Origin of the sequence: Flaviflagellibacter deserti, from assembly GCF_042652085.1 — a bacterium.
GTDB classification, from domain to species: Bacteria; Pseudomonadota; Alphaproteobacteria; order Rhizobiales; family Methylopilaceae; genus Flaviflagellibacter; species Flaviflagellibacter deserti.
In genome coordinates this window covers 469,822-495,637 of record NZ_JBHSJF010000006.1, presented here as the reverse complement: position 1 = coordinate 495,637, position 25,816 = coordinate 469,822, and the positions used below count along the sequence as shown (strand labels likewise).

Below are 25,816 nucleotides of genomic sequence, written 5' to 3'. Positions count from 1 at the left end.
CAACAGCTCAACCGAGAGTCGAGCAATACTGTTTGTCCGGGGCCTGGGAGATCGACAAACAACGACTAGACCCGCTTCACCTCGTCGAGCTGCGCGTGTGCTCTCTATACGAACGAAAAGGCCGCTCCGAAGAGCGGCCTTTCGCTTATTCCTCGGTCACCACCTTCGGCAGCGACCGCTTCACGCTCGGGACCGAGCCCTTCTTCGCCCGCGCGGCGGGCTTAGGCCTGGGCTTTGGCTTCGGCTTGGCGACGCGCGGCTCCGTGACGATCTTCTCCGGCTTCGGCTCGATGCGGCCTTCGGGAAATTCGAAGCCGAGCTTCGAGTCCTTGCCGTCCGCTTCCAGCACCACCTTCACGGCGCCGCCGTGCTGCAGCTTGCCGAACAGAACCTCCTCCGCGAGCGGCTTCTTGATCGTCTCCTGGATGAGGCGGGCAAGCGGCCGCGCGCCCATCGCCGGGTCATAGCCCTTCTCGGCCAGCCAGGTGCGCGCCTCGTCGGAGAGCTCGATCGTGACGTTGCGGTCGGCGAGCTGGGCCTCGAGCTGGAGGACGAACTTGTCGACAACCCGCTGCACCACCTCCGGCGGCAGGCCGGAGAAGGCGACGATGGCGTCGATCCGGTTGCGGAATTCCGGCGCGAACAGCCGGTTCACCGCTTCCGTATCCTCGCCCTCGCGCTTCGTGCGGCCAAACCCGATCGGCGGCCGGGCCATATCGGACGCGCCCGCATTCGTCGTCATGATCAGGATGACGTTGCGGAAATCGACCGTCTTGCCGTTGTGATCGGTCAGCTTGCCGTGATCCATGACCTGCAGAAGGATGTTGAACAGGTCCGGATGCGCCTTCTCGATCTCGTCGAGCAGGAGCACGCAATGGGGATGCTGGTCGACACCGTCGGTCAGCAGGCCACCCTGGTCGAAGCCGACATAGCCGGGAGGCGCGCCGATCAGCCGCGAGACGGTGTGGCGCTCCATGTATTCCGACATGTCGAACCTGAGCATCTGCACGCCGAGGATATCGGCGAGCTGCTTTGCGACCTCGGTCTTGCCGACGCCGGTCGGACCCGAGAACAGGTACGAGCCGATCGGCTTCTCGACATCGCGCAAGCCGGCGCGGGCGAGCTTGATCGCCGAGGACAGGGCGTCGATTGCCTTGTCCTGGCCGTAGACGACCCGCTTCAGGTTCGCCGTCAGGCTGCGGAGCACCTCGGCGTCGTCCTTCGACACCGACTTCGGCGGGATGCGGGCGATCGATGCGACGGCCGCCTCGATCTCCTTCAGGCCGATGGTCTTCTTCCGCTTGCTCTCCGGCAGCAGCATCTGCGAGGCACCGGTCTCGTCGATCACGTCGATCGCCTTGTCCGGCAGCTTGCGGTCATGGATGTAGCGTGCCGACAGCTCCACGGCGGCCTTGATCGCCTCGTTGGTGTAGCGGATGCGGTGGAAGCTCTCGTAATAGGGCTTCAGGCCCTTCAGGATCTCGATCGCATCCGGGATGGTCGGTTCGGCCACGTCGATCTTCTGGAAGCGCCGCACCAGAGCGCGGTCCTTCTCGAAATGCTGGCGATATTCCTTGTACGTCGTCGAGCCCATGCAGCGGAGCGAGCCATTGGCCAGCGCCGGCTTCAGCAGGTTCGAGGCGTCCATGGCGCCGCCCGAGGTCGCGCCCGCACCGATCACGGTGTGGATCTCGTCGATGAACAGGATCGCGCCGGGGGTGTTCTCCAGCTCCTTCACGACCTGCTTCAGACGCTCCTCGAAGTCGCCGCGATAGCGGGTGCCAGCAAGTAGCGCGCCCATGTCGAGCGAGAAGACGACGGCGTCGTCCAGCACGTCCGGCACCTCGCCGCGCACGATCCGCCGCGCCAGGCCTTCGGCGATGGCGGTCTTGCCGACGCCGGGATCGCCGACGAACAGCGGATTGTTCTTCTGCCGGCGGCAGAGAATCTGGATCGTCCGCTGGATCTCGGTGTCGCGGCCGATCAGCGGATCGATCTTGCCGTCGCGCGCCTTCTTGTTGAGGTTGACCGTGTAGGCGTCGAGTGCGTCGGCCTTCTTCTTGCCGCCGTCGTCGCTGCCGGTCGACTGCTCCTCGTCATTGCCGGTCTTCGGCCGCGCGTCGCCCGAACCGGGCCGCTTGGCGATGCCGTGGCTGATATAGTTGACCGCGTCGTAGCGCGTCATGTCCTGCTCCTGCAGGAAATACGCGGCGTGGCTCTCGCGCTCGGCGAAGATCGCGACGAGCACGTTGGCCCCGGTCACTTCTTCGCGGCCGGACGACTGGACATGGATCACGGCGCGCTGGATGACGCGCTGGAAGCCGGCCGTCGGCTTCGAATCCTCGTGGCCGTCGGTCACCAGGTTGTCGAGTTCCGCGTCGACATATTCGGCGAGATTCCGCTTCAGCTGGTCGATATCGACATTGCAGGCGCGCATCACCGCGACCGCATCGCTGTCGTCGATCAGCGACAGGAGCAGGTGTTCGAGGGTGGCATACTCGTGGCTGCGCTCGTTGGCGAGCGCCAGCGCGCGATGGAGAGTCTGCTCTAGGCTATGTGAGAAAGTCGGCAACTCGGCCTCACTTCTTTTCCATGACGCATTGCAAAGGGTGCTGGTGCCGGCGCGCAAAGTCCATGACCTGCGTCACTTTTGTTTCAGCAACTTCATAGGTGAAAATGCCGCACTCACCGACACCGTTGTGGTGCACGTGCAACATCACCCTTGTGGCCGCTTCGCGGTCCTTATTGAAAAAACGCTCTAGGACGTGGATCACGAATTCCATCGGCGTGTAGTCGTCGTTCAGCAGTAGAACGCGGTACATGCTCGGTTTTTTGGTCTTCGAGCGCGTCTTGGGGATAACGGCGGTTCCTGCCCCTGACCCGTTACCGTCGTCGTCCCGCTTTGCGGGCCCGGCCATCCAGTTGGCCCTGTAGTCGGTCATGTCCAATCCGCAGCCTACGTGGATTCCCCTGTCCCTCTGAACCTAAGTCCTGTGGAACGCTCTCGCCGCATAATCTAAGACTGCCCCCGCCGCTTCGCCAGAGCGTATGAGCACTACCCGTCGGATAACGACGGGTAGGAACTCTTGAGCGGCCTGTCCCGGAGAGAGATTCTTCGTCGGAATTAATCATTCCGCTTAACCCCTCCGTAACCGCAACCCAGCCATCCTCCTTTGTGTGCGGTGGCTACGGGAGCCGTCGCGCTGGGGGTGCTTCAACCGGTCCATGGGCAGGGCCGGATAAGAGGGTTTTGATGGTGCGTGGCGTGTCCTTCTTCCGCTCGAAGATCGTTCTCTCGGTGCTGGCTTCGGCTCTCCTGTTCGCTTTCGCGAGCGAGCCTGCCGACGCCGCGAAGAAGCCTGCCCAGAAGAAAGAGGCTTCCCGCAAGGCCAAGCGCTCCAAGGGCGGCGGTGGCGGCTACAATCCTCCCTATGCGGCCCTCGTGGTAGACGCCAACAGTGGCAAGGTCCTGTTCGCCGACAGCCCCGACGAGCTCCGTCACCCGGCTTCGCTGACCAAGGTCATGACGCTCTACATCCTCTTCGAGGAACTCGAGCGCGGCTCGATGACCCTCGATACCCCGCTCAAGGTTTCTGCCGAGGCATCGCGCCAGGCGCCGTCGAAGCTCGGCCTGCTGCCCGGCGAGACGATCCGCGTCGAGGACGCCATCAAGGCACTGGTGACGAAGTCGGCGAACGACGTCGCCGTCGCCATTGCTGAAAATATTTCCGGTTCCGAGTCCGCCTTCGCCGCGCGCATGACGCAGAAGGCCCGTGCACTGGGAATGTCGCGCACCGTCTATCGCAACGCCTCGGGTCTGCCGAATGACGGCCAGATCACGACGGCGCGCGACCTCGTCGTCCTCGGCCGCGCCATCCAGGACCGTTATCCGCGCCAGTTCCGCTATTTCTCGACGAAGAGCTTCGTCTGGAAGGGCCGCACGATCGGCAGCCATAATCGCCTCGTCGGCTCGGTGAAGGGCGTCGACGGCATCAAGACCGGCTATGTCCGCGCCTCGGGCTTCAATCTCCTGACCTCGGCCAATGACGGCGGCCGCCGCATCGTCGCCACCGTCCTCGGCGGCCGTTCCGGCGCCTCGCGTGACGCGGCCATGCGCCAGCTCGTTGCCCAGAACCTGCCGAAGGCCGCGACAGGCCGCACCGCACCGGCCATCGCGGAGGCTCAAGTCCCGGAAGCTGTCGCCAAGGCCATTCCGACTCCCGTCGCTGCTCCCGCCCGCATCGCCCCGCCGATGCCGAGCACCGCCGTCCTGACGCCGATGCCGCGCCCGCTCGTCCCACAGGTCCGTCCGGCCGTCGTCGCCGCGGCTGCAAACACCACCTCGCCTGCGGCTCCCGCACCCGTTGCCGCCGAGCCTGTGGACCTCGCTGCGTCGGCCGAAGTGCCCGATCCCGCGACCATATCTTCGGACGCCGTATCGCGCCGCATCGCGATGGCCACCGCCGTCGCAACCACGACGCCCGGCTCGTCGGATGACGGCATGCGCTGGGTCGTAGGCGCTCAGCCGAAGCAGACCGGCTCGGTCGCAACGGCATATGCCGGCGGCACCACGCCGGGTTCCGCTCCTGTCCGCCGCGAAACCATTCGCGCCTCGGCCTCTTCTCCGCCGCCTGTCCGCGTCGCCACCGCTGCTCCGATCGAAGCCAGCATGTTCCCGGCGCCGGCCCATCCGAACCAGATGGCGCTCGCCAGCCAGGCGATCGAGGCCGCCACGCCTTCGCAAGCTACCGCCGCCGCCTCGTCCAACTCCGTCGCCCGCTCCGGCTGGATCATCCAGATCGGCGCCACTCCGGACGCCGCCCAGGCCAAGGCCCTGATCGATCGCGCCGCGCCGACGGTGCACAAGGTCGACGGCCGCGCCGAGGCGTTCACCGAAACCGTCGCGAAGGGCGAACAGACGCTCTATCGCGCCCGCTATGCCGGCTTCAGCGAGAAAACCGCCGACGCCGCCTGTAAGGCGCTGAAGAAATCAGCGCTCTCCTGCTTCACGATCAAGAACTGACGAGAAGAACCATGCAGCCGACCGCCGAAAGTTCAGCGTTGAGTGCGGAAGAGGACGTCCTTGGCCTGGTTGACCCTGCTCGCCAGATAGGTCGACCCTCCCTGGTCGGGATGCAGTTTCTTCATCAGCGCCCGGTGCGCGGCGCTGATTTCGGCCGCTCCAGCCCCCGGATCAAGCCCCAGGATCTGGTACGCCTCATCCTCGGTCATCGCGCCCTGGCCCGCCGCGTGTCCGCCCCCCGGATGCGCGTCGCCCTGCAGGTGTACTCTCCAACCGGGCACCCGGCCGTCCAGATAAGCTTCGAGTAAAGCGAAACCGGCCTGGTCCCGGGCCGAGACCTCGCGCGCAAGGTCGACGAGTTCGTATTCCGACAGGGCATCCAGATTCTTGTGGGCGTAACGGCCGGTCAGGACCGAGCCGCGCATCGCCCCGCTCGTTTTGTCGATCGCCATTGCCAGCATCGCCGTGCGACGGCGGACGATCGAGCCGTTCTTCAACGACAGCCTGAAGCCCGGATTCTTCGTCTTCGCCAGCACCGTCGCGCCGATGAACAGCAGCGGCAGGCCGTAGATCGTCTTTCCCGTCAGCGCGAGAAGGCCGCCGAGCAGGAGCGCGAACACCGCCCCGCCGAGCAGGAACAGATGTTTCCGGGAACCGGGGCTGTGATCGATCGAGTTCTTCGCCGACCAGAGAACGAGGGCTATCACAGCAAGCCCGACAAGGACGGTCAGCATCACGGCGATCTCAAACCTTTCCTCGAAAGCACACGCCTTGGCGCGCGAGTGCCGCCTTGCTATGGCGTGCAGCCCATTCGGAGACAAGCACGATGCCTGAGATCGTCCACACCAAGGCCGAACTCCGCGCCAGGGTCGCAAGCTGGAAATCGGCCGGCCAGACAGTCGCGCTCGTACCGACCATGGGCGCCCTTCATGCCGGCCATCTCGCGTTGGTGAAGCAAGCCGGAGACCATGCTGACCGCGTCGTGGTCTCCATCTTCGTCAATCCGGCCCAGTTCGCGCCGCACGAGGACTTCGACCGCTATCCGCGCACGCTCGATACCGACAGCGCCGCCCTCTCGGCCGAGCGCGTGGACCTCATCTACGCACCCGCCGTGGAGGAGATGTATCCGGAAGGCTTCATCACCCGCGTCGCGCCGCAGGGCGGCCCGGCCTCCGGTCTCGAAAGCGATGCCCGCCCGCATTTCTTCGGCGGCGTCACGACCGTGGTCTCGAAGCTGTTCGGCCAGGTCCGGCCGGATGTCGCGATCTTCGGCGAGAAGGACTGGCAACAGCTTCAGGTCGTCCGCCGCATGAGCCGCGACCTCGACATCGACGTCGAGGTCGTCCCCGGCCCGACCGTCCGGGAGCATGACGGCCTCGCTTTGTCATCACGCAACCGCTACCTCTCGCCGGAAGACCGTGCCGCCGCGCCCGCACTGCATCGCATCCTCACCGAGAGCGCCGCGCTTATCGGTCACGGCGCGCCGATCGGCGTGGTCATGGCCGATGCGCGTGAGGCGATCACCAAGGCAGGCTTCACGGTCGACTATGTCGAGGCCCGCCACGCGCTCACTTTGGACCCGATCGCCAGCACCCACGACGGCCCGATCCGCCTTCTGGTAGCCGCCCGCATCGGCGGGACGCGGCTGATCGACAACGTGCCGGTACCGCGCGGGCAGGACTGATCAGCTCAGCGGTGAACCAGCCGCACGCACATCGCGGCCTGGAATCCGGCCTTCTTGCCCACGGATTCCTGGACCTTGCCCGAGTCGACGAGTGGTCCGAGATGCGATCCGATCGCCTGCCTGAGCGTAGCGCCGTTCTCGGCCTTTACGATTGACGCGTTGTAGGTCTGCAGAGAAAGACCCGAGAGCTTCCGCGCGCATGCGTCCGCATCGGACCGGTCGGCAAGCGCGGGAGTTGCGAGAAGAACGAGAGCAGCGACAGACGATACACGCAGCATGAAGGCCTCCTGGAATCAGAGGCACTCAGCGTGGGTGCGGCAAGGATTCACTGTCACTGGAAGCTCTAGGCTTATCCCCGTGATGAACCGGACTTGATCGTCACAATGCGGCCCAGCGTTGCGCGGATGACACCTGCCGGACATCGAACCGAAACTTACCTCCCTACAAAGACACGGTCTGTATGGAGACAATCCGATGCAAAACCACATCGCGATTGACGGTTTCGTCTCGCACCTCGTCCGCCTCGCCGGCGCTTTCGTCACCGTGGCGGGCCTCATCGTCTCGATCAATTGAGGGCACCCCCTCTCCCGAGGGAGGCAATCACCGACGCTGATCGCTGACGTCAGCAAAATTCGCTTTTATCCAGCCGCGTGATCCCGCACTTTCGCGCCGGTTTTTCTCCGGCACAGGATCGCGCGGATGTCCCTCACCCTCGTCATCGGCAACAAGGCCTATTCCTCGTGGTCGCTCCGACCCTGGATCGCGCTGAAGCAGGCCCGCATCCCGTTCGAGGAAAGGGTCATCCCGATCTACATCGAGGGTTCACGCGAGCAGATCCTCTCCCAGTCCCCGGCCGGCAAGGTACCGATCCTGAAGGACGGCGACGTCACGGTCTGGGATTCTCTGGCGATCATCGAATACCTCGCCGAGACCTATCCCGACGCCGGCATCTGGCCGAAGGACCCGGTGGCCCGCGCCATGGCGCGCTCGATCTCCGCCGAGATGCATTCCGGCTTCCTGGCGCTCCGCCGCCACTACACGATGAACGTCCGCCGGTCCTACACCGACTTTCCGATCGATCCGGAAGCCAATGAGAACATCGCCCGCATTGAGGAGATCTGGGCCGAGGCGCGCGGCCGGTTCGGCCAGGGCGGGCCATTCCTGTTCGGTGAATTCTCCGGAGCGGACGCGATGTACGCCCCCGTCGCCACTCGCTTCGAGACCTACAACGTCAAGCTCATGCCGGAAGCTCGCGCCTATGTCGACGCGATCCTCACGCTGCCGGCAATGCAGCAATGGTACGACGGCGCCAAGGCCGAGACCTGGGTCCTGCCGCAATACGAGTTCTGACTGTCCACAGACCCTCTTGCGGCCAACGTTATCCGGGCGCAGGTAGAGGTATGCCCCTTCACCTGCAAAAGCTCTGCGTCGGCGCGGAATCCTTCGAGGATCTGGAGGAGTGGATCGAGCAGACGCTCGAGGAGAAGCGTTCGCGCGGCCTCGCGGTCGAACAGGTGCATACCACCCGAATGGCGCCGAGCCGCGCTGAGGACCTGCTCGATGGCGGCTCGCTCTACTGGGTCATCAAGGGCGTCATGCAGGCGCGCCAGAGACTACTCGCTTTACGTTCCGTGACCGGAGCCGACGGCATCTCCCGTTGCCAGCTAGTCCTCGATCCCGAACTCGTCCGCGTCGTGCCGCGCCCCTCACGCCCCTTTCAGGGCTGGCGCTATCTCGCCCACGCCGATGCCCCGAGCGATATGCGAGACGCGACGAAGGATGCCGGCCTGCCCGCGCATATCGTTGTAGAGCTGAAGGAACTGGGCCTGCTCTGACCCGATTTCCGGGGCGGCGAAGCCGAGCCCGGAACCCATACTCCGCAGCGTCTCGACTCCATTATCAGCACAGGGACTATGGATTCCGGGCTCGTCGCTTCGCGGCCCCGGAAAACACGCCGTCATCGCCTCGAATCGCGACCACAGCTAACATTCCGCGTCTTGCGAGGACCGATCATTGTTCGACTTCACGCCGCTCGACTACGTAGCGCTCGGCCTCTTCGCCCTGGCTTGGGTCGTCTATTACATCTACCTCGAATTCACCCAGCGAGGCGGCCTCAATGCGATCATGCACGAGGCGCGCGTCACCTGGATGCGGCAGATGTACCACCGCGAGAACCGCATTCTCGACGGGCAGATCATGGGTGGTCTGCAGAACGGCACCGCCTTCTTCGCCTCGAGCTCGCTGCTGGCCATCGGCGGCACCCTGTCAGCACTCGGTACGACGGATACCGCTCTCGAAGTCCTCACCCACCTCCCGCTTGCCTCGCAGACGACCCGCGCAACGTTTGAGATCAAGGTCCTCGGGCTCGCGCTGATCTTCGCCTATTCTTTCTTCAAACTCGTCTGGTCATATCGACTGTTCAACTATGTCGCGATCCTGATCGGAGCGACGCCGATCGCCGGCAGCGTCACCGACGCCGAGGCGGAGATTGCCATCCAGCGTGCGGCCCGGATGAACATGGCCGCCGCTCGGCAGTTCAACCGGGGTCTTCGCGCCTTCTTCTTCGCCATCGCCTATCTCGGCTGGTTCGCTGGGCCGCTCGTCCTGATGGTGACGACACTGATCGTCACGATCGTTCTCTGGCGTCGGCAATTCGCCTCGGATTCGGTCGAGGCCGCCAGTTTCGGCGGTGAAGCATGAGCGTTTCCGAACAGGTAATCGAGGAAACCATCCTCGACATGACGCGCAAGCACGGCACGGGAAAGAGTGTCGACCCCGGCGAAGTCGCCAAGGCGCTTGCCACGAAAGCCGGAGTGGACTGGCACAGCCTGATGCAACCGGTCCGCAAAGTCGCGATCCGCCTGGCCCGCGACGGCCATATCGCGATCCTGCGGAAGGGGAAGCCCGTGGATCCCGAGACGTTCAAGGGCGTCTACCGGCTGGCAGCGCCTGACTAAGCTCGTTTCCCGGTCCGGGTGCAGCGAAGCTGCATCGAGAACCGGGACCCAGCGCATACTCGCGAAGCTCGTTAGCTATTGAGCGCCTGCGGCGCGCTTACGCGCCAGGCCCCGGATCGGCGTGCGCTGCGCGCACTTGTCCGGGGAACGAAGCTCAGCAGCCTACAGCGTGACCTGGCTGCCGAGTTCGATAACGCGCCCTGCCGGAATACGGAAATATTCGATCAGGTCGTCGGCCTGCCGCGAGAGAGAGATGTAGAGATTGTCCTGCCAGAGCGGCATCCCGCCCTTCTGCGATGCACGAAGCGAACGGCGCCCGACGAAGAACGAGGTCGACATGATGTCGAACTTCATCCCGGCGCGGGCTTTCGCGAGCGTCAGCGCCTTCGGGATGTTCGGGCTCTCCATATAGCCGTAGCAGATCTGAAGTTTCGAGAAGTCTTCCGACACCTTCTCGTAGGTGAAGCGGCCTTCCTCATCGACATAGGGTCGCTGCATCGTCTTGACGGTCAAGAGGATATTCTTCTCATGCAGGACCTTGTTGTGCTTCAGATTGTGAAGCATCGCCGCCGGTGCGATCTCGGGATCGGAGGTCATGAAGATCGCCGTACCGGGTACCCGTACCGCGGAGCTCTTGCCGAGCGTCTTGATCAGGGTTTCGAACGGCACGCTGTCGCGCCGGACCTTCGCGGCCAGAATCCTGGTCCCCCTCACCCAGGTCCACATCGCGATCGACATTATGGCGCCGAGCAGCAGCGGGACATAGCCGCCATCCAGCAATTTCAAGAGGTTGGCGATGAGGAACGCCGAATCTATCACGAAGAACGGTACGATGATGAGGAGCGCCAGCGGCCAACCCCACCTCCAGGACTTTGCGATGACGACAACGCTGAGAAGGCTCGTCATGAACATCGTGCCGACCACCGCGAGGCCGTAGGCCGAGGCCAGATTGCTCGATGTCTGAAAGACGATCACGAGCGCGATCGCGCCCGCCAGCATCAGCCAGTTGACCTTCGGCATGTAGATCTGGCCGAGCTGGGTCTCCGATGTGTGCTGGACCTCGAGACGCGGGAGAATGCCGAGCTGCATCGCCTGCTGGGTCAGCGAATAGGCGCCGGTGATCACCGCCTGCGCGGCGATGACGGTCGCCGCCGTCGCCAGAATCACGAAGGGCAGCCGGAGCGGCTCCGGCGCGGTGTGGAAGAACAGGTTTCCGATCGAGGCCGGATGCGCCAGCGCGAGCGCCCCCTGCCCAAGATAATTGAGGACGAGAGCCGGCAGAACGCAGAACAGCCAGGCCTTGCGGATCGGCGAACGGCCGAAATGACCCATATCCGCGTAGAGCGCCTCGGCGCCGGTGACGGCGAGGAACACCGAGCCGAGCACCGTGAAGCCCAGGATGCCGTGGCCGAACATGAAGCGCAGCGCATGATACGGGTTCAGCGCCAGCAGGATGTCCGGCGAATCCGAGATGTGGAGCACGCCGAAAATGGTCAGCGTCGCAAACCAGACGAGCATGATCGGCCCGAAGAACGAGGCGACCCGTCCTGTGCCATAGGACTGCACGGTATAGACGGCGATCAGGATCGCGAGCGTCACCGCGACCACATAGTCCTCGGAGAGCGGCGAGACGGTCGTCATGCCTTCCACCGCGGAGAGAACCGAGATGGCCGGCGTCAGGATCGAGTCGCCATAGAATAGCGAGGCACCGACGATGCCGAGTCCGGTGACGAGCGGACTCGCCTTCTTGAGCGAGGATTGCGCCAGCGCCATCAGTGACAGCGTACCGCCCTCGCCCTGGTTGTCGGCCCGCATGACGAGCACGACATATTTGACGGTGACGACGAGGATCAGCGCCCAGATCAGGAGCGAGACGACACCGATCATCTCCGCGCGCGTCGGCGCCTGGCCCACATGAAGGAGGGATTCACGAAGGGCGTAGAGAGGGCTCGTGCCGATGTCGCCGTAGACCACGCCCAGACTGCCCAGCATGAGCATCCAGTTGGAGCCATGGGAATGGGTATGGGCGTGAGGCGCGCCGACGTCAGCGGCGACAAAGCTCGGCGAAGAATCGGCCATTAGGGACGGACGTCCAATCGCGCCGTTGCGGCGCCTGCACCCTCAGAACGCGACCGGAAGAGAAAAGCTCCCGCCGCCAAAGAGCGCGGTGATATAGACTCGCCGACCTTCCGCCGCAATGCGGAACATTGCCGTCTACCCTGCATCTTCCGCATGCGAACCCCGGTGTTTCACAACCCGAACCACCATGTGGCGAGGCCAAGAAAGCCAAAGAAACCAGAAACATCGGTAAATGTCGTCAGGAAAACGCCGGACGCCACCGCAGGGTCTAGTTTCAGCTTGTGAAAGGTCAGTGGAATGATCGTACCGAACAATCCGGCGACGACCATGTTCACGATCAAAGCCGACGCGATGACGGCGCCGAGGTCCAGATTCTTGAACCAGAGGCCCGCGCCGGCACCGAGCAGAACCGCAAGAAGAACGCCGTTAGCCGCGCCGACAAGCACTTCGCGGACGACGATGCGGCCGCTGTTGCGGCGGCCCAGCTCGCGCGTCGCAAGAGCGCGCACGGTCACTGTCATCGCTTGCGTGCCGGCATTGCCGCCCATAGAGGCGACGATCGGCATCAGCACCGCAAGCGCCACCATGTGCTCCAGCGACTTGGTGAACAAGCCGATCACGCTCGCGGCAAGAAATGCCGTCCCCAGATTGACGACAAGCCACGGAAAACGGCCGCGCGCGGTCTCGACGACGGTGTCCGATAATTCCTCGTCGCCCATGACGCCGCCGAGAGCGCGCAGGTCTTCTTCGGTCTCCTGCTGGATGACGTCGACGATGTCGTCGACGGTCAGCACGCCCACCAGCCTGTCATCGGGATCGGTCACCGGCGCGGAGACGAGATTGTAGCGCTGGAACGAGCGGGCGACCTCTTCCCGGTCCTGCGTCGCCTCGAACGAGCGGACATCCTCGTTCAGTATCTTCTCGATCCGCGTATTGCGGGTGCTGCGCAGGATACGGTCGAGGGGAACCGTTCCGATCAGCTTGAAATACGGGTCGATGACGAAGATCTCGTAGAAGGTCTCCGGCGCGTCTTCCATCTCGCGCAGATGATCGATCGTCCGGCCGACCGTCCAGAACGGCGGCACCGCGACGAAATCCGTCTGCATCAGACGGCCGGCCGACTCTTCCGGGAAATCGAGACCGCGGGTCAGCGCCACCCGGTCGGGCAGCGGCAGGCGTTCGAGGATCTCCGCTCGATCCTCGTCCTCCATGTCTTCGAGAATGTAGACGGCGTCGTCGGAATCGAGATCGCGCAGGCCTTCGACGATCGTCTCGGTCGGGAGGTCCTCGAGGAGTTCGAGGCGGACGCTCTCGTCGACCTCGGTCAGCGCGGCGAAGTGGAAGTCCTCGCCCAGCAGTTCGACCAGGCCCGGACGCAGATCGGCGGGGAGCGCGGCGACGAGTTCGCCGAGGTCGGCTTCGTGGAGGTCGCCAGCCAGAGTCCGGAGGCGTTCTGCGTCTCCGGTCCGGATCGTCTCCGCGACCGCCTCGACAAGAGCGGCAGTAATCGCCTGCTCCTCGTCGCCCTCGACCTCCGGTTCCTCCGTCTGGAGCTCAGGCTCGGCCATGGTCGGGCTCCGGAAAGAGGGAAAAGATCAGCGGTCTTGTAGCGAAGTCACGCTTGGGGGCAATGGGAGATGTTCCCGCTCCTCAACTAGTTCCGGACAGTCGTTGAAACACCACGGTGCAGCCTGCGCCCCGTGGTGTTTCGATCGCGCTAACGTCAGCCGCCGCCGTCAGACGTGCCGCTGCTCGCAGAATCGGATGCGGTTGCCGAACGGGTCGATCACCGTCATTTCCAGCCCCCAGTCCACCTTCTCGATGCCGGGACGCATGTTCGCGTAGCGCTTGGCATGCAGTTCGCGATGATAGGCCTCGATACCGGCCACCCTGACGAAGCACGTCGATCCCGGCGTCGCATCGCCGTGATGCTCGCTGAGATGCAGCAGCGATTCCGAACGGGATATCTGCTGATAGAGCGGCATGCCGGGCGCGAAGCGATGCTCCCAGTCGACGCGAAAGCCGAGCCAGTCGCAGTAGAACTCCCGCGCCTTCTCCTCCGAGAAGGTCCGAACCACGGGGATCGCCGGCTGGATGGCGATCGAGCCGTCGTCGGCCCTGACTTCAGACGCGATGCGGGCCGACAGGACGTTCCAGTCCTTGCAGCCGAATTGAGCGGCGACGATTTCCAGAGCGGCGCTATGCGGCAGGTCGATGTTGCGAGCGGCGAGAGACGATTCGAGTGTCTTCGCCATCGCCTTGGCGTTCATGAAAGTGCGCATGTGTTCCCATCCGTGTTCTCACGGCGGAATATCCGGTCAGTGCCCGCATTGCCGACGCATCCGCCGTCAGAAGGACAGGAAGCGATGTCGAGATACGTTCACCAGACCCCATAGGGCGCGAGCGGCAGGCCGTATCAACCGGCGCGAAGCCTAGCCCGCGCCGGAAACGGGGACAAGCACGTGCGGGCTATTCGCGGACCTGTGCCCCGGCGCGTTGAGCGAGCGTCGTGACTACCTTGTCCAGCATAAATCCATCAATAAACATCATTTCTAATGGAATATAGATTTGGCTTTTCTTCCGAAATAGCACAGTAAGAGCGCCAAACCGAAAAATATTGATACGCGGGTGAATTTCTTTTCTCAATGTCAGCAAAACGCCGTGAGATCGAAAATACCAAGATCTATATGATGGAACTATTTTCCTGACTGATTCGACTTCCACCCATTGTATCGCTTTTCTCATTTGACGCCGATCCAATATTCCATCTTCCGAGATCACGATCAGTGGGGAGCGATCGTGGAGATCGGCAAGATGGACGAAGAACACACCTGAGAGCGGCACGGTTAAAGCGAGCGGCAATCCGCAGATGGCTGCTCCTATAAGAAAGGCGGCGATATCGTTCTCGATGAAGGCAATCGAAACAGTCGCGGCGAGACCGAAGAATAGCCACCCTGTTATCAGTATCGCAACGACGGATATCAGCAGGTGCTGAACCAGCGGGAGAAATCGTGTGGTCTCCTCCAAATGGATCGGCAAGTAAATCCGCTCCATTGGCAGGTTGTAGGTATTGAATAAGGTCGGGCTCGTCTGAACCTCGATAAAGGTTCTCGGCCTTGCATCCCGAAGATCGCGAGCCCGCATTATCGCCTTATCAGTGATGGACCGATCGCCCGAACGCTTTAGAACACCACGACGCCGCGAACGCTCTCGCCGTGATGCATCAGCTCGAAGCCCTTGTTGATGTCTTCAAGCGGCATCACGTGGGTGATCATCGGGTCGATCTCGATCTTCCCATCCATGTACCAGTCGACGATCTTCGGCACGTCGGTGCGCCCGCGAGCGCCACCAAAGGCCGTCCCTCTCCACGAACGACCGGTGACGAGCTGGAACGGCCGAGTGGAAATCTCCTGCCCGGCGCCAGCGACACCGATAACGATGCTCTCGCCCCAGCCGCGATGACATGCCTCCAAGGCCTGGCGCATGACCTTGGTGTTGCCCGTGCAGTCGAAGGTGTAGTCGGCGCCGCCGATCTGGTCCGCGCCGCGTTTGGTCATGTTGACGAGATACGGGACGAGGTCAGTGCCGATCTCGGCGGGATTGACGAAATGCGTCATCCCGAACCGCTCGCCCCAGGCCTTCTTGTCGTTGTTGATGTCGACGCCGATGATCATGTCGGCGCCCACGAGGCGCAGACCCTGAATGACGTTGAGACCGATGCCGCCGAGGCCGAAGACGATGGCCGTCGCGCCAGCCTCGACCTTGGCGGTGTTGATCACGGCGCCGATTCCGGTCGTCACGCCGCAGCCGATGTAGCAGATCTTGTCGAACGGAGCGTCCTCACGAACCTTCGCCACCGCGATCTCCGGCAGGACCGTGTAGTTCGCGAAGGTCGAGGTGCCCATGTAGTGGTGCAGCTTCTGGCCGCCGATCGAGAAGCGCGACGTCCCGTCCGGCATGACGCCCTGCCCCTGCGTGGCGCGGATCGCGGTGCAGAGATTGGTCTTGCGCGACAAGCAGGACGGGCACTGGCGGCATTCCGGCGTGTAGAGCGGAATGACGTGATCGCCGGGCTTCACCGACGTGACGCCCGTTCCGACCTCGACGACGACACCCGCACCTTCATGGCCGAGAATCGCCGGAAACAGGCCTTCCGGATCCTCTCCCGACAGAGTGAACCAGTCGGTGTGGCAAATGCCGGTCGCCTTGATCTCGATCAGGACTTCGCCGGCCTTGGGGCCTTCGAGTTGGACGGTCGTGATTTCGAGGGGTTTCCCGGCGCCGACGGCGACTGCAGCACGAACGTCCATTTCTTGTCCTCCCTGAATTATTGGATGGACTATGGCGCAGGCCAGCGGCGGCGGGTAGCCGCCGCTGGCCCCGAAACCGCGAAAATCCTATAAGTCCCGCGTCGTGGGACGGAGTCGAACGTGGCGGACACAGCCGTTCAGGTGGAAATTTACGGACGCGTGCAGGGCGTCGGATATAGGGCCTGGCTGCAGCAGGTCGCGACCATGTTCGGCCTCAACGGCTGGGTGCGCAACCGCCATGACGGCTGGGTCGAGGCGGTGATTTCCGGCCCGACGGATCAGATCGACGCCATCGTCGCGCTCATGGAACGCGGCCCGCCAGGCTCGCGGCCGGAGAACGTGGCCGTGCGTCCGGCAACCGACGATGAAACCGCATCGCACAACGACGGCTTCGCCGTCCTTCCGGATTTCTAGGCCGGCTCGACCTCCACCCGGACAAGCTCCGGCGGGTCGCCATCGACCGGCTTGATCTCACCGAAGACCTCGCGGAACGCGGTCAGCAGCGCCGCGTCCGCGTCATCCATGCCGACCGGCCGACCGAGATCGACGAGGCTGGTCACACCCGCAGTGCTGACACCGCACGGCACGATGCCTGCGTAATGCCCGAGATCGGGCTCGACGTTCAGGCTGATGCCGTGGAACGTGACCCATTTCCGGACCCGCACGCCGATCGCAGCGATCTTGTCCTCGGCGACGGACCCACGCTCGGGACGACGGACCCAGACGCCGACTCGCCCTTCACGCCGCTCGCCGCGAATCGTGAAATCGGCCAGCGCCTTGATGATCCATTCTTCCAGAGCCGCGACGTAAGCCCGCACATCGGGCTCGCGGCGCTTCAGGTCCAGCATCACATAGGCCACGCGCTGACCCGGCCCGTGATAGGTGAACTGCCCGCCCCGCCCCGTGCGGAACACCGGAAACCGGCCAGCATCGAGCAGGTCCGCGTCCTGGGCGCTCGTTCCTGCCGTGTAAAGCGGAGGGTGCTCGATGAGCCATACGAGCTCCGGCGCATTTCCGGCCGCGATCGCTTCCGCGCGCATTTCCATCGCGGCGACTGATTCCGCATAGCCGACAAGGCGCTCGCTGACCCGCCATTCCGGAAGTGCATCATTTGCGGCAGATGTCAGATGAAGAGAATTAACCACCCGGTAACCATGATCTGATGACCTCTAGAGGGTCAGCGCCGCCGTGCGGCAGAAGGTAGTTATGGCCGTTCTCGACGATATCCGTCTCGATATTTCCGTCATGCTCGGCGAAACGACCATGCCGATCCATCAGCTCCTGCGCATGGGCCGCGGCGCGGTCATCGAGCTCGATGCGACCGAGGATGACGAGGTCACCATCCTGGCCAACAACATGCCTGTCGCCGCAGGCGCGATCGTCGTCATCGGCAACCGCATCGCGGTCGAGGTCAAGCGCATTCTCAAGCGTGCGCCAGATCAACGCTGACTTCAGGCCTTGTGGCGCTGCAATCCTTTTGTTACAGACGCCGCCGCTGGACTTGCTCCGGCAGATAAGCGGTCGTGGCGGAATTGGTAGACGCGCAGCGTTGAGGTCGCTGTGGGGCAACCCGTGGAAGTTCGAGTCTTCTCGACCGCACCATAAATCCACAGAGTTGACGGAACGGCGGCCCCCTCAGCCGCCGTTTGTCATTGTAGTCGTTGGACCAATGACTAAAAAAGGGCGCAATGCGCCCGCAGATGACGGCCCGGCCGCCATTGGCCGCATTCCTTTTTTCACCCAGCCCCGTGGGGAATCATGCTTCGCAACCTGCTCGTCGTTTCGCTCCTCGCCTTCCCGACCGCCGCACTTGCTGACAGGGCGGAGGCTGACGCCTGCGCAAAGGGTCTTAGTGGCGAAGCGTTGAAGACATATCGCGCCGGTGTCGGACTGGTCGAACAGAACCGGACGCTCGAACAGGCCATCCGCCCGTACCTCGAGCCGCTGCACAACGCCGGCAAGATCACCGAGCAGGAAGCCCGCAAGGTTGGCGAGGAAGCCGCCAAGTGCATGCGTCTCGTCCACCGCAAGTGATGCGAATCGGATCATGCCCGGCCCGCCGGGCATGATCTTCAGGCCAGCGCCATCAGCCGCGCAGCCGCCTGCATTTCCTCGAAGCGCGCCGCCCGGCGCTCCATTGCTTCGTCGTCCGCGCCCCAAAGCTCGATGTTCCAATCCTCATCGACGTGAGCGGCAGCCCAGCTTTCCTGCAGCGATAATCTCCCGCGCAAAAGCGCCAGCGAGATCAGGGTCGAACCAGTCAGCGTCATTGAAGTGCTGAGCGCCGAGAGCCTGAGCACGTCCAGGTTCTCCACCTCCCGTGCCACCGCATCGAGCGCCTCCGGAGGCTGCGAAACGAACATGACCCCCTCAGCCACCACGAATCGGACGCCCAGATGGTCGTGCGCCCAATCCAGCACTGGATTCCACGCGGCGGTTTGCTGAGCGACCAGACGGTCCGGTCCTTCGGCGCGATAGCAGATGAGGTCCGAGCCGGCATATTTGACGATCTCGGCACGAACGGCGTCCGATTCGCGGCTCACACCGTCCAGAGCGGAATTGACCAGCCTGGTCAGTGGCATCCTGTTCGGATCGATCACCTCGACCTGTGCCTGCCATTCCTGTGCCAGTTCCTCCGCCAATTCGCGACGTGGCACCGACAATATGGTCTTGGCCGGTGTGCGGACCGGCCGGCCGTCCAGCATCACCCCCCAGCCGCCTTCGATCTCGGCTGCCTCGGCCTTCTCGTAAAATCGCTTGGACAGCGTGGGCCGCATCAGCCGCTGCGCCGCCTGCATCGGGCCGTCGGTATTGCTCATGCCGTTGCCGTCTCCGCAAAACAATTGGCCAGAGCCGCGTCGAGTTCATCGAAATGCCGAATGAGGGCGGTGGCGCCGGTGGCTTTCAGCGACTCGGCGGCGTGGTAACCCCAGCTGACGCCAATCGCCGAAGCGCCGGCGGCACGCCCCATTTCCATGTCGTAGCTCGTATCGCCGATCATCACCGCATGCTGAGGCAGAACACCGACTTCGGCGCAAGCGGTCAGGACCATGCTCGGATCGGGTTTGGACGGGTGCAGATCCGCCGTCTGGATCGTGGCAAAGCGGCCGTGCAGGTCGTGGAGATCCAGGATGGCCCTCACCCCGCGCTGCGATTTTCCGGTGGCGATGCCCAGTACGAGGTCCTCTCGCTCCGCGAGACGGTCCAATGCTTCGATCGCGCCCGGAAACATCGGTTCGTGATGTTCGGGACTATGGCGGAGCTCGAAGAATGCAGCCTTGTAGGCGCTGGCCAGTTCCACCGCGATCTCGTCGGGCTCTTCCGGGCAAAGCACGCCCATCGCCGTCTCGAGGGAAAGGCCGACGATCGACAGGATGCGGTCGCGACTGGGGACCGGCCGGCTTTGCGCGCCGAATGCACGCTCCATGGCCGAAACGATCATGTGTTGGCTGTCGATCAGCGTGCCGTCGACGTCGAAAATGACAAGATTCAAAATGCGTAATCTCTTGGTTGCGAGGTGATGTAACGCCTCGGAACCGGCCCGCCAACTGTCCCCTATGAAGATGGACGAAAGAGGAGCAGAATCACGGGGGTGCTTCCGAGGTGGAGTATGCCGTCATGACATCACCTTCAGCTGTTCTCGACACCACAAGGGACGTGGAAGTCCTGCGTTCGAAATGGAAATGGCTGCTTCTTGCCGGTATTGCGCTCGTCGCGGTCGGCCTGATCGCCGCGATAAACGTCGTCTCGGCGACCGTCGCCTCGATCCTGTTCATCGGCGCCATGATGATCGCCGGCGGGATAGCGCAGCTCATTCACGCCTTCCAGGTGAAGACCTGGAAGCAATCGCTGCTCTGGATCCTGGAGGGCGCCCTTTACATCGTTGCAGGTTTCCTGGCGTTCATGAACCCGCTTCTAGCCTCCGCGGCCTTCACGCTGATGTTCGCGCTGAGCGTCATCGCTGCCGGCATCGTCCGGATCGTGGCCGGCTTTCAGATCCGGCCGGAGGCGAACTGGGGCTGGCTCGTGGCGGCCGGCGTGCTGACGCTGCTCGTCGGTGCACTTCTGCTTGCCGGTTGGCCCGTCAACAGCCTCTGGATCATCGGCTTTCTGCTGGCTTTTGACCTGATCTTCCACGGTGTCGCGCTTGTGATGTTCTCGCTGGCGCTCCGGAAGATCGGCAGGACCGTCGTGACATAAAAAAACCCCGCCGGATCGCTCCGGCGGGGTTCCAGGGAGGGTTGCCTCGGTATCCCTTTACTCTGCGGCCTGTCCCGCCAGCGACTGCTGCTGGGCGGTCTCGACGGCCTTGTCAGCGGTCATCTTGTCTAGCGCGGCGCGGACGCCGGCGCCGTATTCGGGATGCACCAGTGTGAAGTGAGCAAGCTGACGCTCGGCAATGAAGTCAGGAATGCCGAACATCGCCTCCGCCAGGTTGTTGAACAGACGCTGGCGCTGGCCGGCATCGAACAGTTCGAACAGCGCGCGCGGCTGACGATAATCATCGTTGCCGTCGCGATGACTATAGCGGTCGGCATCGCCCGAAATCTTCAGCGGTGGCTCCGCGAAGCGCTCGTCCTGCACCGCGCCGTTGAAGGAATTCGGCTCGTAATAGGCGTCGACGTTCCCGGTCTGCTGACCGAAGAAGTTCATCGCGCCGTCCTTGTGGTAGTGATGCACCGGGCACTTCGGGGCGTTGACCGGCAAGTGCTCGTAGTGCGTGCCGATGCGGTAACGGTGCGCGTCGGCGTACGAGAAGATGCGGGCCTGCAGCATCTTGTCCGGCGAGAAGCCGATGCCCGGCACGACGTTCTTCGGGGCGAACGCCGCCTGCTCGACCTCGGCGAAATAGTTCTCCGGGTTACGGTTCAGCTCCAGCACGCCGACATCGATCGGCGGGTAATCGCCATGCGGCCACACCTTGGTGAGGTCGAAGGGGTTGTACCAGTGCTTGTCGGCGTCCTCTTCCGGCATGATCTGGACCTGCATGGTCCACTTCGGGAACTCGCCGCGCTCGATGGCTTCGAACAGGTCGGCCTGCGTGGTCTCGCGCGACTTGCCGACGACCTCGACGGCCTCCTCGTTCGTCCAGTGCTTGTGGCCCTGCTGAGTCTTGAAGTGGAACTTCACCCAGTAGCGTTTGTTGTCGGCGCTGATGAGCGAGAAGGTGTGGCTGCCGTAGCCGTTGATGTGACGCACATCGGTCGGCAGACCACGATCCGAGAACAGGGTCGTGACCTGGTGCAGGCTTTCGGGCGACAGCGACCAGAAATCCCACATTGCGGTGGTCGAACGCAGATTCGTCTTCGGATGGCGCTTCTGCGTGTGGATGAAGTCCGGGAACTTGTAGGGATCGCGGATGAAGAAGACCGGCGTGTTGTTGCCGACCAGATCCCAGTTACCTTCCGAGGTGTAAAATTTGATGGCGAAGCCGCGCACGTCACGCTCGGCGTCGGCGGCGCCAAGCTCGCCGGCAACGGTCGAGAAGCGGAGCAGCAGCGGCGTCTCGGTGCCCGGCTGCAGCACCTTTGCCTTTGTGTATTTCGAGATGTCGCCGGTGATCTTCAGCGTGCCGTAGGCGCCCCAGCCCTTGGCGTGGACGGTACGCTCCGGAATGCGCTCGCGATTCTGGTGCGCCAGCTTCTCGAGCAGCTGGTAGTCCTGAATGAGAAGCGGACCGCGCGGACCGGCCGTGACGGAGTTCTGGTTGTCGGAAATCGGCGCGCCGGCCGATGTCGTCAGTGTGGGTCGGGTCATGTTTGATCTCCGCAGTTGATTTGCGCGCACCATGCTCCGTTGCATCGATCAGCACAAATCAGATTGAATGCGTTCTAAGATAAGATTATCTGATGACGCTATGCTGACGCTCCGAGCCCTCCGCTATTTCCAGACGCTCGCCAAGATTGGCCATTTCGGCCGGGCGGCAGAGGCATGCGCCGTGACCCAGCCTGCTCTCTCGATGCAAATCCGGGAGCTTGAGGCGCATTTAGGCGCCAAACTCGTGGAGCGGAATCGCGACGGTCTGCGGCTGACCGATACCGGTCGAGACGTGCTACGCCACGCCGATCGGATACTGAGCGCAGTCGCTGATCTCGAAGGCGAAGCGCGCCGTGGTCGCGAACCTTTATCCGGCCCATTCCGGCTCGGTGTCATTCCTTCGGTCGCGCCCTATCTCCTGCCGCGCCTGCTGCCGGCGATCATGCAGCACGTCCCGCAGGCACGATTGACGCTCCGCGAGACCATGACGGCACAGCTCGTCGATGAACTTCTGGCGGGATCGCTCGATGCCGTCATTGCCAGCCTGCCGCTCGAACATCCCGAATTTGCCGAACTGCCGCTGTTCAACGACCCGTTCATCCTGGCAGTCGGCAAGACAAGTCCGTTCGCCGCGGCCAGCGGCGCCGACAGCGACATGCTGAACAGCCCGGACCTCTTATTGCTTGAGGATGGTCACTGTTTTCGCGATCAGGCGCTGGCGGTGTGCCGCACGCTCGATACGGGGCGCCTCAGAAGCTATGGCGCGACCAGCCTCTCGACGCTCGTACAGCTCGTCGCCAACGGACAGGGCATCACCCTCCTGCCCCAGCTTTTCGTCTCGACGGAAGCGAAAGCCGATCCCCGCGTGAAGCTCCTGCGCTTTCCCGATCCGCAGCCGGAACGGACGATCGGGCTGGCGTGGCGGAAGACCTCGGCGATCAACGGCGATATCGAGGAGATCGCGCGCGGCGTCGAGGCCGCGTTGGCGGTCTAGTCTTCCGGGGCCTCGAGAATCGGATCGTGCTCCGACGCGCTGAAGCCGAAGACCGAGAACGCCTGCTTGAAATGCTCCGGCAGCGGCGCGGTGACATCGAGCGTTCCGCCGCGCGGATGCGGCAGCGTGATCCGGCGAGCCATCAGCATCAGCTTCTTTGGAAGCTCGTCCGATAAATCGATGTCGTTATTGCTGTATTTCGGATCGCCCATGATCGGGTGGCCGATATGGGCGAGATGCGCGCGGAGTTGGTGCGTTCTACCGGTCACCGGCTTCAGCGACAGCCAGGACGCCCGCGTCGAGGCCTGATCGACCACCGCATAATAGGTGATGGCGTGGCTCGCATCGCGATCGCCATGCTTGGCGACCCGCATCTTCTCGTTTCCCGCGTCGCCGCCCTTGGCGAGATAGGTCGAGATGCGGCCCTGGTTCGGCTCGGGAACCCCGGGAACGAGCGCCCAGTAGATCTTCCGCGCCGAGCGCGAGCCGAAGGTCTTGCCGAGTTCGGACGCCGCCTTGCGGGTCTTGGCGATGATCAGGCAGCCGGCCGTGTCCCGGTCGAGGCGATGGACCAGTTTCGGCCGTTCGCCGTCGGGCCCGGCCAGAGCTGCCAGCATGCCGTCGATATGCCGCGTCGTGCCGGAACCGCCCTGCACCGCGAGCCCATGCGGCTTGTTCAGCACCATCAAATCCTTGTCCTCGAACAGGATCAGCGACTTGATGAACTCGGCGTCTTTCGCCGCAACCGGCGATTTCGCGGGCTTCGGCTTGTCCGTCGCGCCGCCCTCCCCCAGCGGCGGGACGCGGACGTTCATTCCGGCTTCGAGCCGCGTCTGCGGCTTGGCCCGCGCGCCATCGACGCGGACCTGTCCCGTACGCAGGATTTTTTGAAGCTGGCCAAACCCGAGCGCGGGATACCGTGCCTTGAGGAAGCGATCGAGCCTCAGCCCGTCCTCGCTATCCTTCACCGTGACGGTTTCGACCCCGGCCATTGCGCGCTGCTCCAGCAAAATGTGAAGGGCGCTTTTAGCGTCCTTCACGCAAATAGATAGTCGCGGTGCCCGATGCGGTCACTGCGGGGCTGGCACCGGGCAGCTCATGTCGCCTTCCTCGCAATTGAGATAGACCTTTAGATCGATGATCCGCTTGGCCGTCAGCGCGCCCAGGCATTGCAGATTGAGCATTGGCCAGATCGAACCGTCCTTGGCCGCGAAGGTCGCGAAATCGCATTCGGCATCGCGGAAGGCCAGCCAGGCCCGCTGCGCCTTGACGAGCATCTCTCTGGTCGGGTCGTCGTCTTTCAGCCGGCCCATGATCTCCTGATAGGTCGTGTTCAGCTCGGCATTCGTCTTCTTGTAGGCCTCGTCGGCGCAGACATGCAGCTCATGCTGGTTCGAAGATTCGTTGCATTCCTGCGCGTGGGCAGGAGTCGTGGCCAGAACGGCGATGGCGAGAGGAGCAAACCAGAGCTTCACGCCACCGCCCTTCCGATCAATAGCCCGGCGAAAATCGCCGCGAGCGATAGCACGACCGAGCCGAGCACATAGAAGGCAGCCGCTCCATGGTCGCCGCGCTCCCACAGCACGGCCGCGTCGAGCGAGAACGCCGAGAAGGTCGTGAAGCCGCCAAGGATTCCCGTCGCCAGGAAAAGCCTGAGCCCCTGCCCCAAGCCCTCGTACCGCGCGGCAAGCCAGGCGGTCAGCAGGCCCATCGCGAGCGACCCCGCGATGTTGATTCCCATCGTTCCCCAGGGAAACGAGATACCGAACAGCCGGGCCGCGACAATGTTGACGATATGCCGGACCGACGCACCGATGCCGCCTCCGACGAAGACCAGAAAAAGCGCGTTCATCCTATCCCAGCCCTAGAGAAGCCCGACATAGCCAAGCAATCCAGCGCATCCCAGTGCAATAAGCGGGTGCAGCTTGGTCCGCATCACAATCAGTGTGGTCGCGGCCGTGATCGCCAGCAAGCGCCAGTTTTCGCCGATGGTGCTGGTGATGATGAGCGCGCTGGAGCAGACGAGCCCGACAGTGACCGGTATCAGCCCGGCCTGAATCGCCTTCCTCCAGCGTGCCTCGCTGAATCGTTGCCAGGTGCCAGACACCACGTAAGCGAGAGTAGAACTCGGTATGAGGACGGTCAGCGTCGAAACCAGAGCACCCGGAATGCCAGCCACGTGCCAGCCGATCAAAGTCACGATCATCGCGTTCGGTCCAGGAGCGGCCTGCGCGAGGGCAAAAAGATTGCGGAATTCGGCGTCGCTCATCCAGCCGTAGACGTCGACCGCCTGCCGGTGCATCTCTGGCAGCATCGCGTTCAGCCCGCCGAACGCAACGAACGAGATGATGAAGAACTCGACGGCCAGCGAGATGAGCGGATCGCGGTCGTTCATGCCACCCGCGTCCAAGAATAGGCGATGCTCAGAGGCGCGAGCACGAGCATGGTCGGAACGAGAGGAAGCCGCAGCAGGCCGACCGCGACGAAACCGGCGGCCACGAACAGAAGCGGGACAGGCTCCTTGCCGATGCCGGCAAGCAACCTGAGCGCCATCGCGATGACGAGGCCGGCGGCCGCCGCACCCAGACCCTTGAGGACGTCCGCGACGCCCGGATAATCGGCATAGCGCGTGTAGAGCCATCCCAGGCCGACAACTAGCGTACATGGCGCGACCATCAGCCCGGTCAGGCTGACGACCGATCCGATCGGCCCTCGGGATCGGTGCCCGATAATGACCGCGAGGTTCATGATGTTGCCGCCTGGCAAGAACTGGCAGAGGGCGAGGAGTTCGCTGAACTCTTTCGGCCCCATCCACTTTCGCCGGTCGACCGCCAGCCAACGGATCCACGGCAGGACACCGCCGAAGCCGATCAGGCTGATCGTGAGAAATCCCGTGAAGAGATTGAGAAGGTCCGGCGGCTCTGGACTCGCCTCGGAAGAATCGAGGTCCTGCATGCCGAAAATCCTAGAGAGGGTATGCGCCTCGCGAAAGACGAACCATTGGCGGCACAG

At 63.4% G+C, this 25,816-nt stretch carries 28 protein-coding genes, 1 tRNA gene and 1 pseudogene; 12 read left to right on the top strand and 18 right to left on the bottom strand.

Features of this window, described 5'->3' with window-relative positions; translation table 11 throughout:
• Window positions 1–145: 145 nt before the first annotated feature.
• Together clpA and clpS are read right to left on the bottom strand one after the other, a co-directional pair.
• On the bottom strand, window positions 146–2,572 hold the full coding sequence (gene clpA, locus ACFPFW_RS09375; protein WP_114955858.1) for an ATP-dependent Clp protease ATP-binding subunit ClpA: 2,427 nt from the start codon (window positions 2,570–2,572) through the stop codon (window positions 146–148).
• Between the two features lie 7 nt (window positions 2,573–2,579).
• Window positions 2,580–2,942: an ATP-dependent Clp protease adapter ClpS gene (gene clpS / locus ACFPFW_RS09370; protein ID WP_114955859.1), complete on the bottom strand. Its 363-nt coding sequence runs from the start codon at window positions 2,940–2,942 to the stop codon at window positions 2,580–2,582.
• 311 nt (window positions 2,943–3,253) lie between these two features.
• Here clpS and ACFPFW_RS09365 point away from each other — a divergent pair, with 311 nt between their 5' ends.
• Window positions 3,254–5,023, top strand: a complete 1,770-nt coding sequence (locus ACFPFW_RS09365; protein WP_114955860.1) for a serine hydrolase — start codon at window positions 3,254–3,256, stop codon at window positions 5,021–5,023.
• 32 nt (window positions 5,024–5,055) lie between these two features.
• Here the strand turns inward: ACFPFW_RS09365 and ACFPFW_RS09360 are convergent, their stop codons facing one another.
• Window positions 5,056–5,757, bottom strand: coding sequence for a DnaJ domain-containing protein (locus tag ACFPFW_RS09360; protein WP_114955861.1), 702 nt, complete (start codon window positions 5,755–5,757; stop codon window positions 5,056–5,058).
• Between the two features lie 92 nt (window positions 5,758–5,849).
• Between ACFPFW_RS09360 and panC the strand changes: the two genes are divergently transcribed.
• Entirely contained in the window at window positions 5,850–6,707 is an 858-nt protein-coding gene (gene panC, locus ACFPFW_RS09355) for a pantoate--beta-alanine ligase (protein WP_114955862.1), read from the top strand.
• Between the two features lie 5 nt (window positions 6,708–6,712).
• Here the strand turns inward: panC and ACFPFW_RS09350 are convergent, their stop codons facing one another.
• Window positions 6,713–6,985, bottom strand: a complete 273-nt coding sequence (locus ACFPFW_RS09350; RefSeq protein WP_114955863.1) for a hypothetical protein — start codon at window positions 6,983–6,985, stop codon at window positions 6,713–6,715.
• Window positions 6,986–7,406: 421 nt separating this feature from the next.
• Between ACFPFW_RS09350 and ACFPFW_RS09345 the strand changes: the two genes are divergently transcribed.
• The 4 genes from ACFPFW_RS09345 (at window position 7,407) to ACFPFW_RS09330 (ending at window position 9,664) form a co-directional block, all read left to right on the top strand.
• Window positions 7,407–8,057: a glutathione S-transferase family protein gene (locus ACFPFW_RS09345; protein WP_114955864.1), complete on the top strand. Its 651-nt coding sequence runs from the start codon at window positions 7,407–7,409 to the stop codon at window positions 8,055–8,057.
• 50 nt (window positions 8,058–8,107) lie between these two features.
• Window positions 8,108–8,542, top strand: coding sequence for a DUF1489 family protein (locus ACFPFW_RS09340; protein ID WP_114955865.1), 435 nt, complete (start codon window positions 8,108–8,110; stop codon window positions 8,540–8,542).
• A gap of 178 nt (window positions 8,543–8,720) precedes the next feature.
• A complete protein-coding gene (locus tag ACFPFW_RS09335; RefSeq protein ID WP_114955866.1) occupies window positions 8,721–9,407 on the top strand; it encodes a DUF599 domain-containing protein in 687 nt (228 codons plus the stop codon).
• Entirely contained in the window at window positions 9,404–9,664 is a 261-nt protein-coding gene (locus ACFPFW_RS09330) for a DUF3253 domain-containing protein (protein WP_114955867.1), read from the top strand. Before ACFPFW_RS09335 ends, ACFPFW_RS09330 begins: the two co-directional genes overlap by 4 nt.
• Window positions 9,665–9,826: 162 nt before the next feature.
• Here ACFPFW_RS09330 and ACFPFW_RS09325 read toward each other — a convergent pair whose 3' ends face one another.
• The 5 genes from ACFPFW_RS09325 to ACFPFW_RS09305 all read right to left on the bottom strand — a co-directional run bounded on the left by ACFPFW_RS09325 (window position 9,827) and on the right by ACFPFW_RS09305 (window position 16,053).
• Entirely contained in the window at window positions 9,827–11,743 is a 1,917-nt protein-coding gene (locus ACFPFW_RS09325) for a potassium transporter Kup (RefSeq protein WP_114955868.1), read from the bottom strand.
• Window positions 11,744–11,913: 170 nt separating this feature from the next.
• On the bottom strand, window positions 11,914–13,311 hold the full coding sequence (mgtE, locus tag ACFPFW_RS09320; RefSeq protein WP_114955869.1) for a magnesium transporter: 1,398 nt from the start codon (window positions 13,309–13,311) through the stop codon (window positions 11,914–11,916).
• A gap of 168 nt (window positions 13,312–13,479) precedes the next feature.
• On the bottom strand, window positions 13,480–14,025 hold the full coding sequence (locus ACFPFW_RS09315) for a glyoxalase superfamily protein (RefSeq protein ID WP_114955870.1): 546 nt from the start codon (window positions 14,023–14,025) through the stop codon (window positions 13,480–13,482).
• Between the two features lie 187 nt (window positions 14,026–14,212).
• Window positions 14,213–14,887 carry a hypothetical protein gene (locus ACFPFW_RS09310; protein ID WP_114955871.1) on the bottom strand — a complete coding sequence of 225 codons (675 nt, stop codon included), beginning with the start codon at window positions 14,885–14,887 and terminating at the stop codon, window positions 14,213–14,215.
• A gap of 38 nt (window positions 14,888–14,925) precedes the next feature.
• Window positions 14,926–16,053 (bottom strand): S-(hydroxymethyl)glutathione dehydrogenase/class III alcohol dehydrogenase, encoded by a 1,128-nt coding sequence (locus tag ACFPFW_RS09305; protein WP_114955872.1) that lies wholly within the window; start codon window positions 16,051–16,053, stop codon window positions 14,926–14,928.
• Window positions 16,054–16,173: 120 nt separating this feature from the next.
• Here ACFPFW_RS09305 and ACFPFW_RS09300 point away from each other — a divergent pair, with 120 nt between their 5' ends.
• Window positions 16,174–16,467, top strand: coding sequence for an acylphosphatase (locus ACFPFW_RS09300; protein WP_114955873.1), 294 nt, complete (start codon window positions 16,174–16,176; stop codon window positions 16,465–16,467).
• Here ACFPFW_RS09300 and lipB read toward each other — a convergent pair.
• Window positions 16,464–17,198, bottom strand: coding sequence for a lipoyl(octanoyl) transferase LipB (gene lipB, locus ACFPFW_RS09295; protein ID WP_114955874.1), 735 nt, complete (start codon window positions 17,196–17,198; stop codon window positions 16,464–16,466). The genes ACFPFW_RS09300 and lipB overlap by 4 nt on opposite strands.
• 61 nt (window positions 17,199–17,259) lie before the next feature.
• On the opposite strand from lipB, the gene ACFPFW_RS09290 reads away from it, so the two are divergent.
• The 3 genes from ACFPFW_RS09290 to ACFPFW_RS09280 all read left to right on the top strand — a co-directional run bounded on the left by ACFPFW_RS09290 (window position 17,260) and on the right by ACFPFW_RS09280 (window position 18,087).
• Window positions 17,260–17,502, top strand: coding sequence for a FliM/FliN family flagellar motor switch protein (locus tag ACFPFW_RS09290; RefSeq protein ID WP_114955875.1), 243 nt, complete (start codon window positions 17,260–17,262; stop codon window positions 17,500–17,502).
• 68 nt (window positions 17,503–17,570) lie between these two features.
• Window positions 17,571–17,655: transfer RNA gene (locus tag ACFPFW_RS09285), tRNA-Leu, on the top strand.
• A 156-nt stretch (window positions 17,656–17,811) separates the two neighbouring features.
• A complete protein-coding gene (locus ACFPFW_RS09280) occupies window positions 17,812–18,087 on the top strand; it encodes a hypothetical protein (RefSeq protein ID WP_114955876.1) in 276 nt (91 codons plus the stop codon).
• A gap of 38 nt (window positions 18,088–18,125) precedes the next feature.
• Here ACFPFW_RS09280 and ACFPFW_RS09275 read toward each other — a convergent pair whose 3' ends face one another.
• A complete protein-coding gene (locus ACFPFW_RS09275; RefSeq protein ID WP_114955877.1) occupies window positions 18,126–18,872 on the bottom strand; it encodes an ATP12 family chaperone protein in 747 nt (248 codons plus the stop codon).
• Window positions 18,869–19,546: an HAD-IA family hydrolase gene (locus ACFPFW_RS09270; protein WP_114955878.1), complete on the bottom strand. Its 678-nt coding sequence runs from the start codon at window positions 19,544–19,546 to the stop codon at window positions 18,869–18,871. Before ACFPFW_RS09270 ends, ACFPFW_RS09275 begins: the two co-directional genes overlap by 4 nt.
• A 125-nt stretch (window positions 19,547–19,671) precedes the next feature.
• On the opposite strand from ACFPFW_RS09270, the gene ACFPFW_RS09265 reads away from it, so the two are divergent.
• Complete coding sequence (locus tag ACFPFW_RS09265) at window positions 19,672–20,253, top strand: HdeD family acid-resistance protein (protein ID WP_114955879.1); 582 nt, start codon at window positions 19,672–19,674, stop codon at window positions 20,251–20,253.
• Between the two features lie 57 nt (window positions 20,254–20,310).
• On the opposite strand, the gene ACFPFW_RS09260 is transcribed toward ACFPFW_RS09265, so the two are convergent.
• Window positions 20,311–21,810 (bottom strand): catalase, encoded by a 1,500-nt coding sequence (locus ACFPFW_RS09260; RefSeq protein ID WP_114955880.1) that lies wholly within the window; start codon window positions 21,808–21,810, stop codon window positions 20,311–20,313.
• Window positions 21,811–21,910: 100 nt separating this feature from the next.
• On the opposite strand from ACFPFW_RS09260, the gene ACFPFW_RS09255 reads away from it, so the two are divergent.
• Window positions 21,911–22,804 (top strand): hydrogen peroxide-inducible genes activator, encoded by an 894-nt coding sequence (locus ACFPFW_RS09255; protein WP_114955881.1) that lies wholly within the window; start codon window positions 21,911–21,913, stop codon window positions 22,802–22,804.
• On the opposite strand, the pseudogene ACFPFW_RS09250 reads toward ACFPFW_RS09255, so the two are convergent.
• The 5 genes and pseudogenes from ACFPFW_RS09250 to ACFPFW_RS09230 all read right to left on the bottom strand — a co-directional run.
• Window positions 22,801–23,808, bottom strand: a pseudogene (locus ACFPFW_RS09250) (RluA family pseudouridine synthase); the annotation flags it as partial. The gene ACFPFW_RS09255 and the pseudogene ACFPFW_RS09250 overlap by 4 nt on opposite strands.
• A gap of 66 nt (window positions 23,809–23,874) precedes the next feature.
• Window positions 23,875–24,279 carry a lysozyme inhibitor LprI family protein gene (locus ACFPFW_RS09245; RefSeq protein ID WP_114955883.1) on the bottom strand — a complete coding sequence of 135 codons (405 nt, stop codon included), beginning with the start codon at window positions 24,277–24,279 and terminating at the stop codon, window positions 23,875–23,877.
• Window positions 24,276–24,656: a fluoride efflux transporter CrcB gene (gene crcB, locus ACFPFW_RS09240; protein ID WP_114955884.1), complete on the bottom strand. Its 381-nt coding sequence runs from the start codon at window positions 24,654–24,656 to the stop codon at window positions 24,276–24,278. The genes ACFPFW_RS09245 and crcB overlap by 4 nt, the downstream gene beginning before the upstream one ends.
• 12 nt (window positions 24,657–24,668) lie before the next feature.
• Window positions 24,669–25,199, bottom strand: a complete 531-nt coding sequence (locus ACFPFW_RS09235) for a chromate transporter (RefSeq protein WP_114955885.1) — start codon at window positions 25,197–25,199, stop codon at window positions 24,669–24,671.
• Window positions 25,196–25,759: a chromate transporter gene (locus ACFPFW_RS09230; protein WP_114955886.1), complete on the bottom strand. Its 564-nt coding sequence runs from the start codon at window positions 25,757–25,759 to the stop codon at window positions 25,196–25,198. The genes ACFPFW_RS09235 and ACFPFW_RS09230 overlap by 4 nt, the downstream gene beginning before the upstream one ends.
• Window positions 25,760–25,816 lie beyond the last annotated feature (57 nt).

Excerpts from the sequence above, each read along its gene's own strand:
- ACFPFW_RS09265 (WP_114955879.1), top strand. The coding sequence starts at position 19,672 with ATGACATCACCTTCAGCTGTTCTCGACACCACAAGGGACGTGGAAGTC.
- ACFPFW_RS09290 (WP_114955875.1), top strand. The coding sequence starts at position 17,260 with ATGGCCGTTCTCGACGATATCCGTCTCGATATTTCCGTCATGCTCGGC.
- ACFPFW_RS09275 (WP_114955877.1), bottom strand. The coding sequence starts at position 18,872 with ATGAGCAATACCGACGGCCCGATGCAGGCGGCGCAGCGGCTGATGCGG.
- ACFPFW_RS09360 (WP_114955861.1), bottom strand. The coding sequence starts at position 5,757 with ATGCTGACCGTCCTTGTCGGGCTTGCTGTGATAGCCCTCGTTCTCTGG.
- clpS (WP_114955859.1), bottom strand. The coding sequence starts at position 2,942 with ATGACCGACTACAGGGCCAACTGGATGGCCGGGCCCGCAAAGCGGGAC.
- ACFPFW_RS09315 (WP_114955870.1), bottom strand. The coding sequence starts at position 14,025 with ATGCGCACTTTCATGAACGCCAAGGCGATGGCGAAGACACTCGAATCG.
- ACFPFW_RS09305 (WP_114955872.1), bottom strand. The coding sequence starts at position 16,053 with ATGGACGTTCGTGCTGCAGTCGCCGTCGGCGCCGGGAAACCCCTCGAA.
- mgtE (WP_114955869.1), bottom strand. The coding sequence starts at position 13,311 with ATGGCCGAGCCTGAGCTCCAGACGGAGGAACCGGAGGTCGAGGGCGAC.
- ACFPFW_RS09310 (WP_114955871.1), bottom strand. The coding sequence starts at position 14,887 with ATGCGGGCTCGCGATCTTCGGGATGCAAGGCCGAGAACCTTTATCGAG.
- ACFPFW_RS09330 (WP_114955867.1), top strand. The coding sequence starts at position 9,404 with ATGAGCGTTTCCGAACAGGTAATCGAGGAAACCATCCTCGACATGACG.
- panC (WP_114955862.1), top strand. The coding sequence starts at position 5,850 with ATGCCTGAGATCGTCCACACCAAGGCCGAACTCCGCGCCAGGGTCGCA.
- ACFPFW_RS09255 (WP_114955881.1), top strand. The coding sequence starts at position 21,911 with ATGCTGACGCTCCGAGCCCTCCGCTATTTCCAGACGCTCGCCAAGATT.
- ACFPFW_RS09350 (WP_114955863.1), bottom strand. The coding sequence starts at position 6,985 with ATGCTGCGTGTATCGTCTGTCGCTGCTCTCGTTCTTCTCGCAACTCCC.
- ACFPFW_RS09280 (WP_114955876.1), top strand. The coding sequence starts at position 17,812 with ATGCTTCGCAACCTGCTCGTCGTTTCGCTCCTCGCCTTCCCGACCGCC.
- crcB (WP_114955884.1), bottom strand. The coding sequence starts at position 24,656 with ATGAACGCGCTTTTTCTGGTCTTCGTCGGAGGCGGCATCGGTGCGTCG.
- ACFPFW_RS09365 (WP_114955860.1), top strand. The coding sequence starts at position 3,254 with ATGGTGCGTGGCGTGTCCTTCTTCCGCTCGAAGATCGTTCTCTCGGTG.
- ACFPFW_RS09345 (WP_114955864.1), top strand. The coding sequence starts at position 7,407 with ATGTCCCTCACCCTCGTCATCGGCAACAAGGCCTATTCCTCGTGGTCG.
- ACFPFW_RS09235 (WP_114955885.1), bottom strand. The coding sequence starts at position 25,199 with ATGAACGACCGCGATCCGCTCATCTCGCTGGCCGTCGAGTTCTTCATC.
- ACFPFW_RS09325 (WP_114955868.1), bottom strand. The coding sequence starts at position 11,743 with ATGGCCGATTCTTCGCCGAGCTTTGTCGCCGCTGACGTCGGCGCGCCT.
- ACFPFW_RS09340 (WP_114955865.1), top strand. The coding sequence starts at position 8,108 with ATGCCCCTTCACCTGCAAAAGCTCTGCGTCGGCGCGGAATCCTTCGAG.
- ACFPFW_RS09260 (WP_114955880.1), bottom strand. The coding sequence starts at position 21,810 with ATGACCCGACCCACACTGACGACATCGGCCGGCGCGCCGATTTCCGAC.
- ACFPFW_RS09230 (WP_114955886.1), bottom strand. The coding sequence starts at position 25,759 with ATGCAGGACCTCGATTCTTCCGAGGCGAGTCCAGAGCCGCCGGACCTT.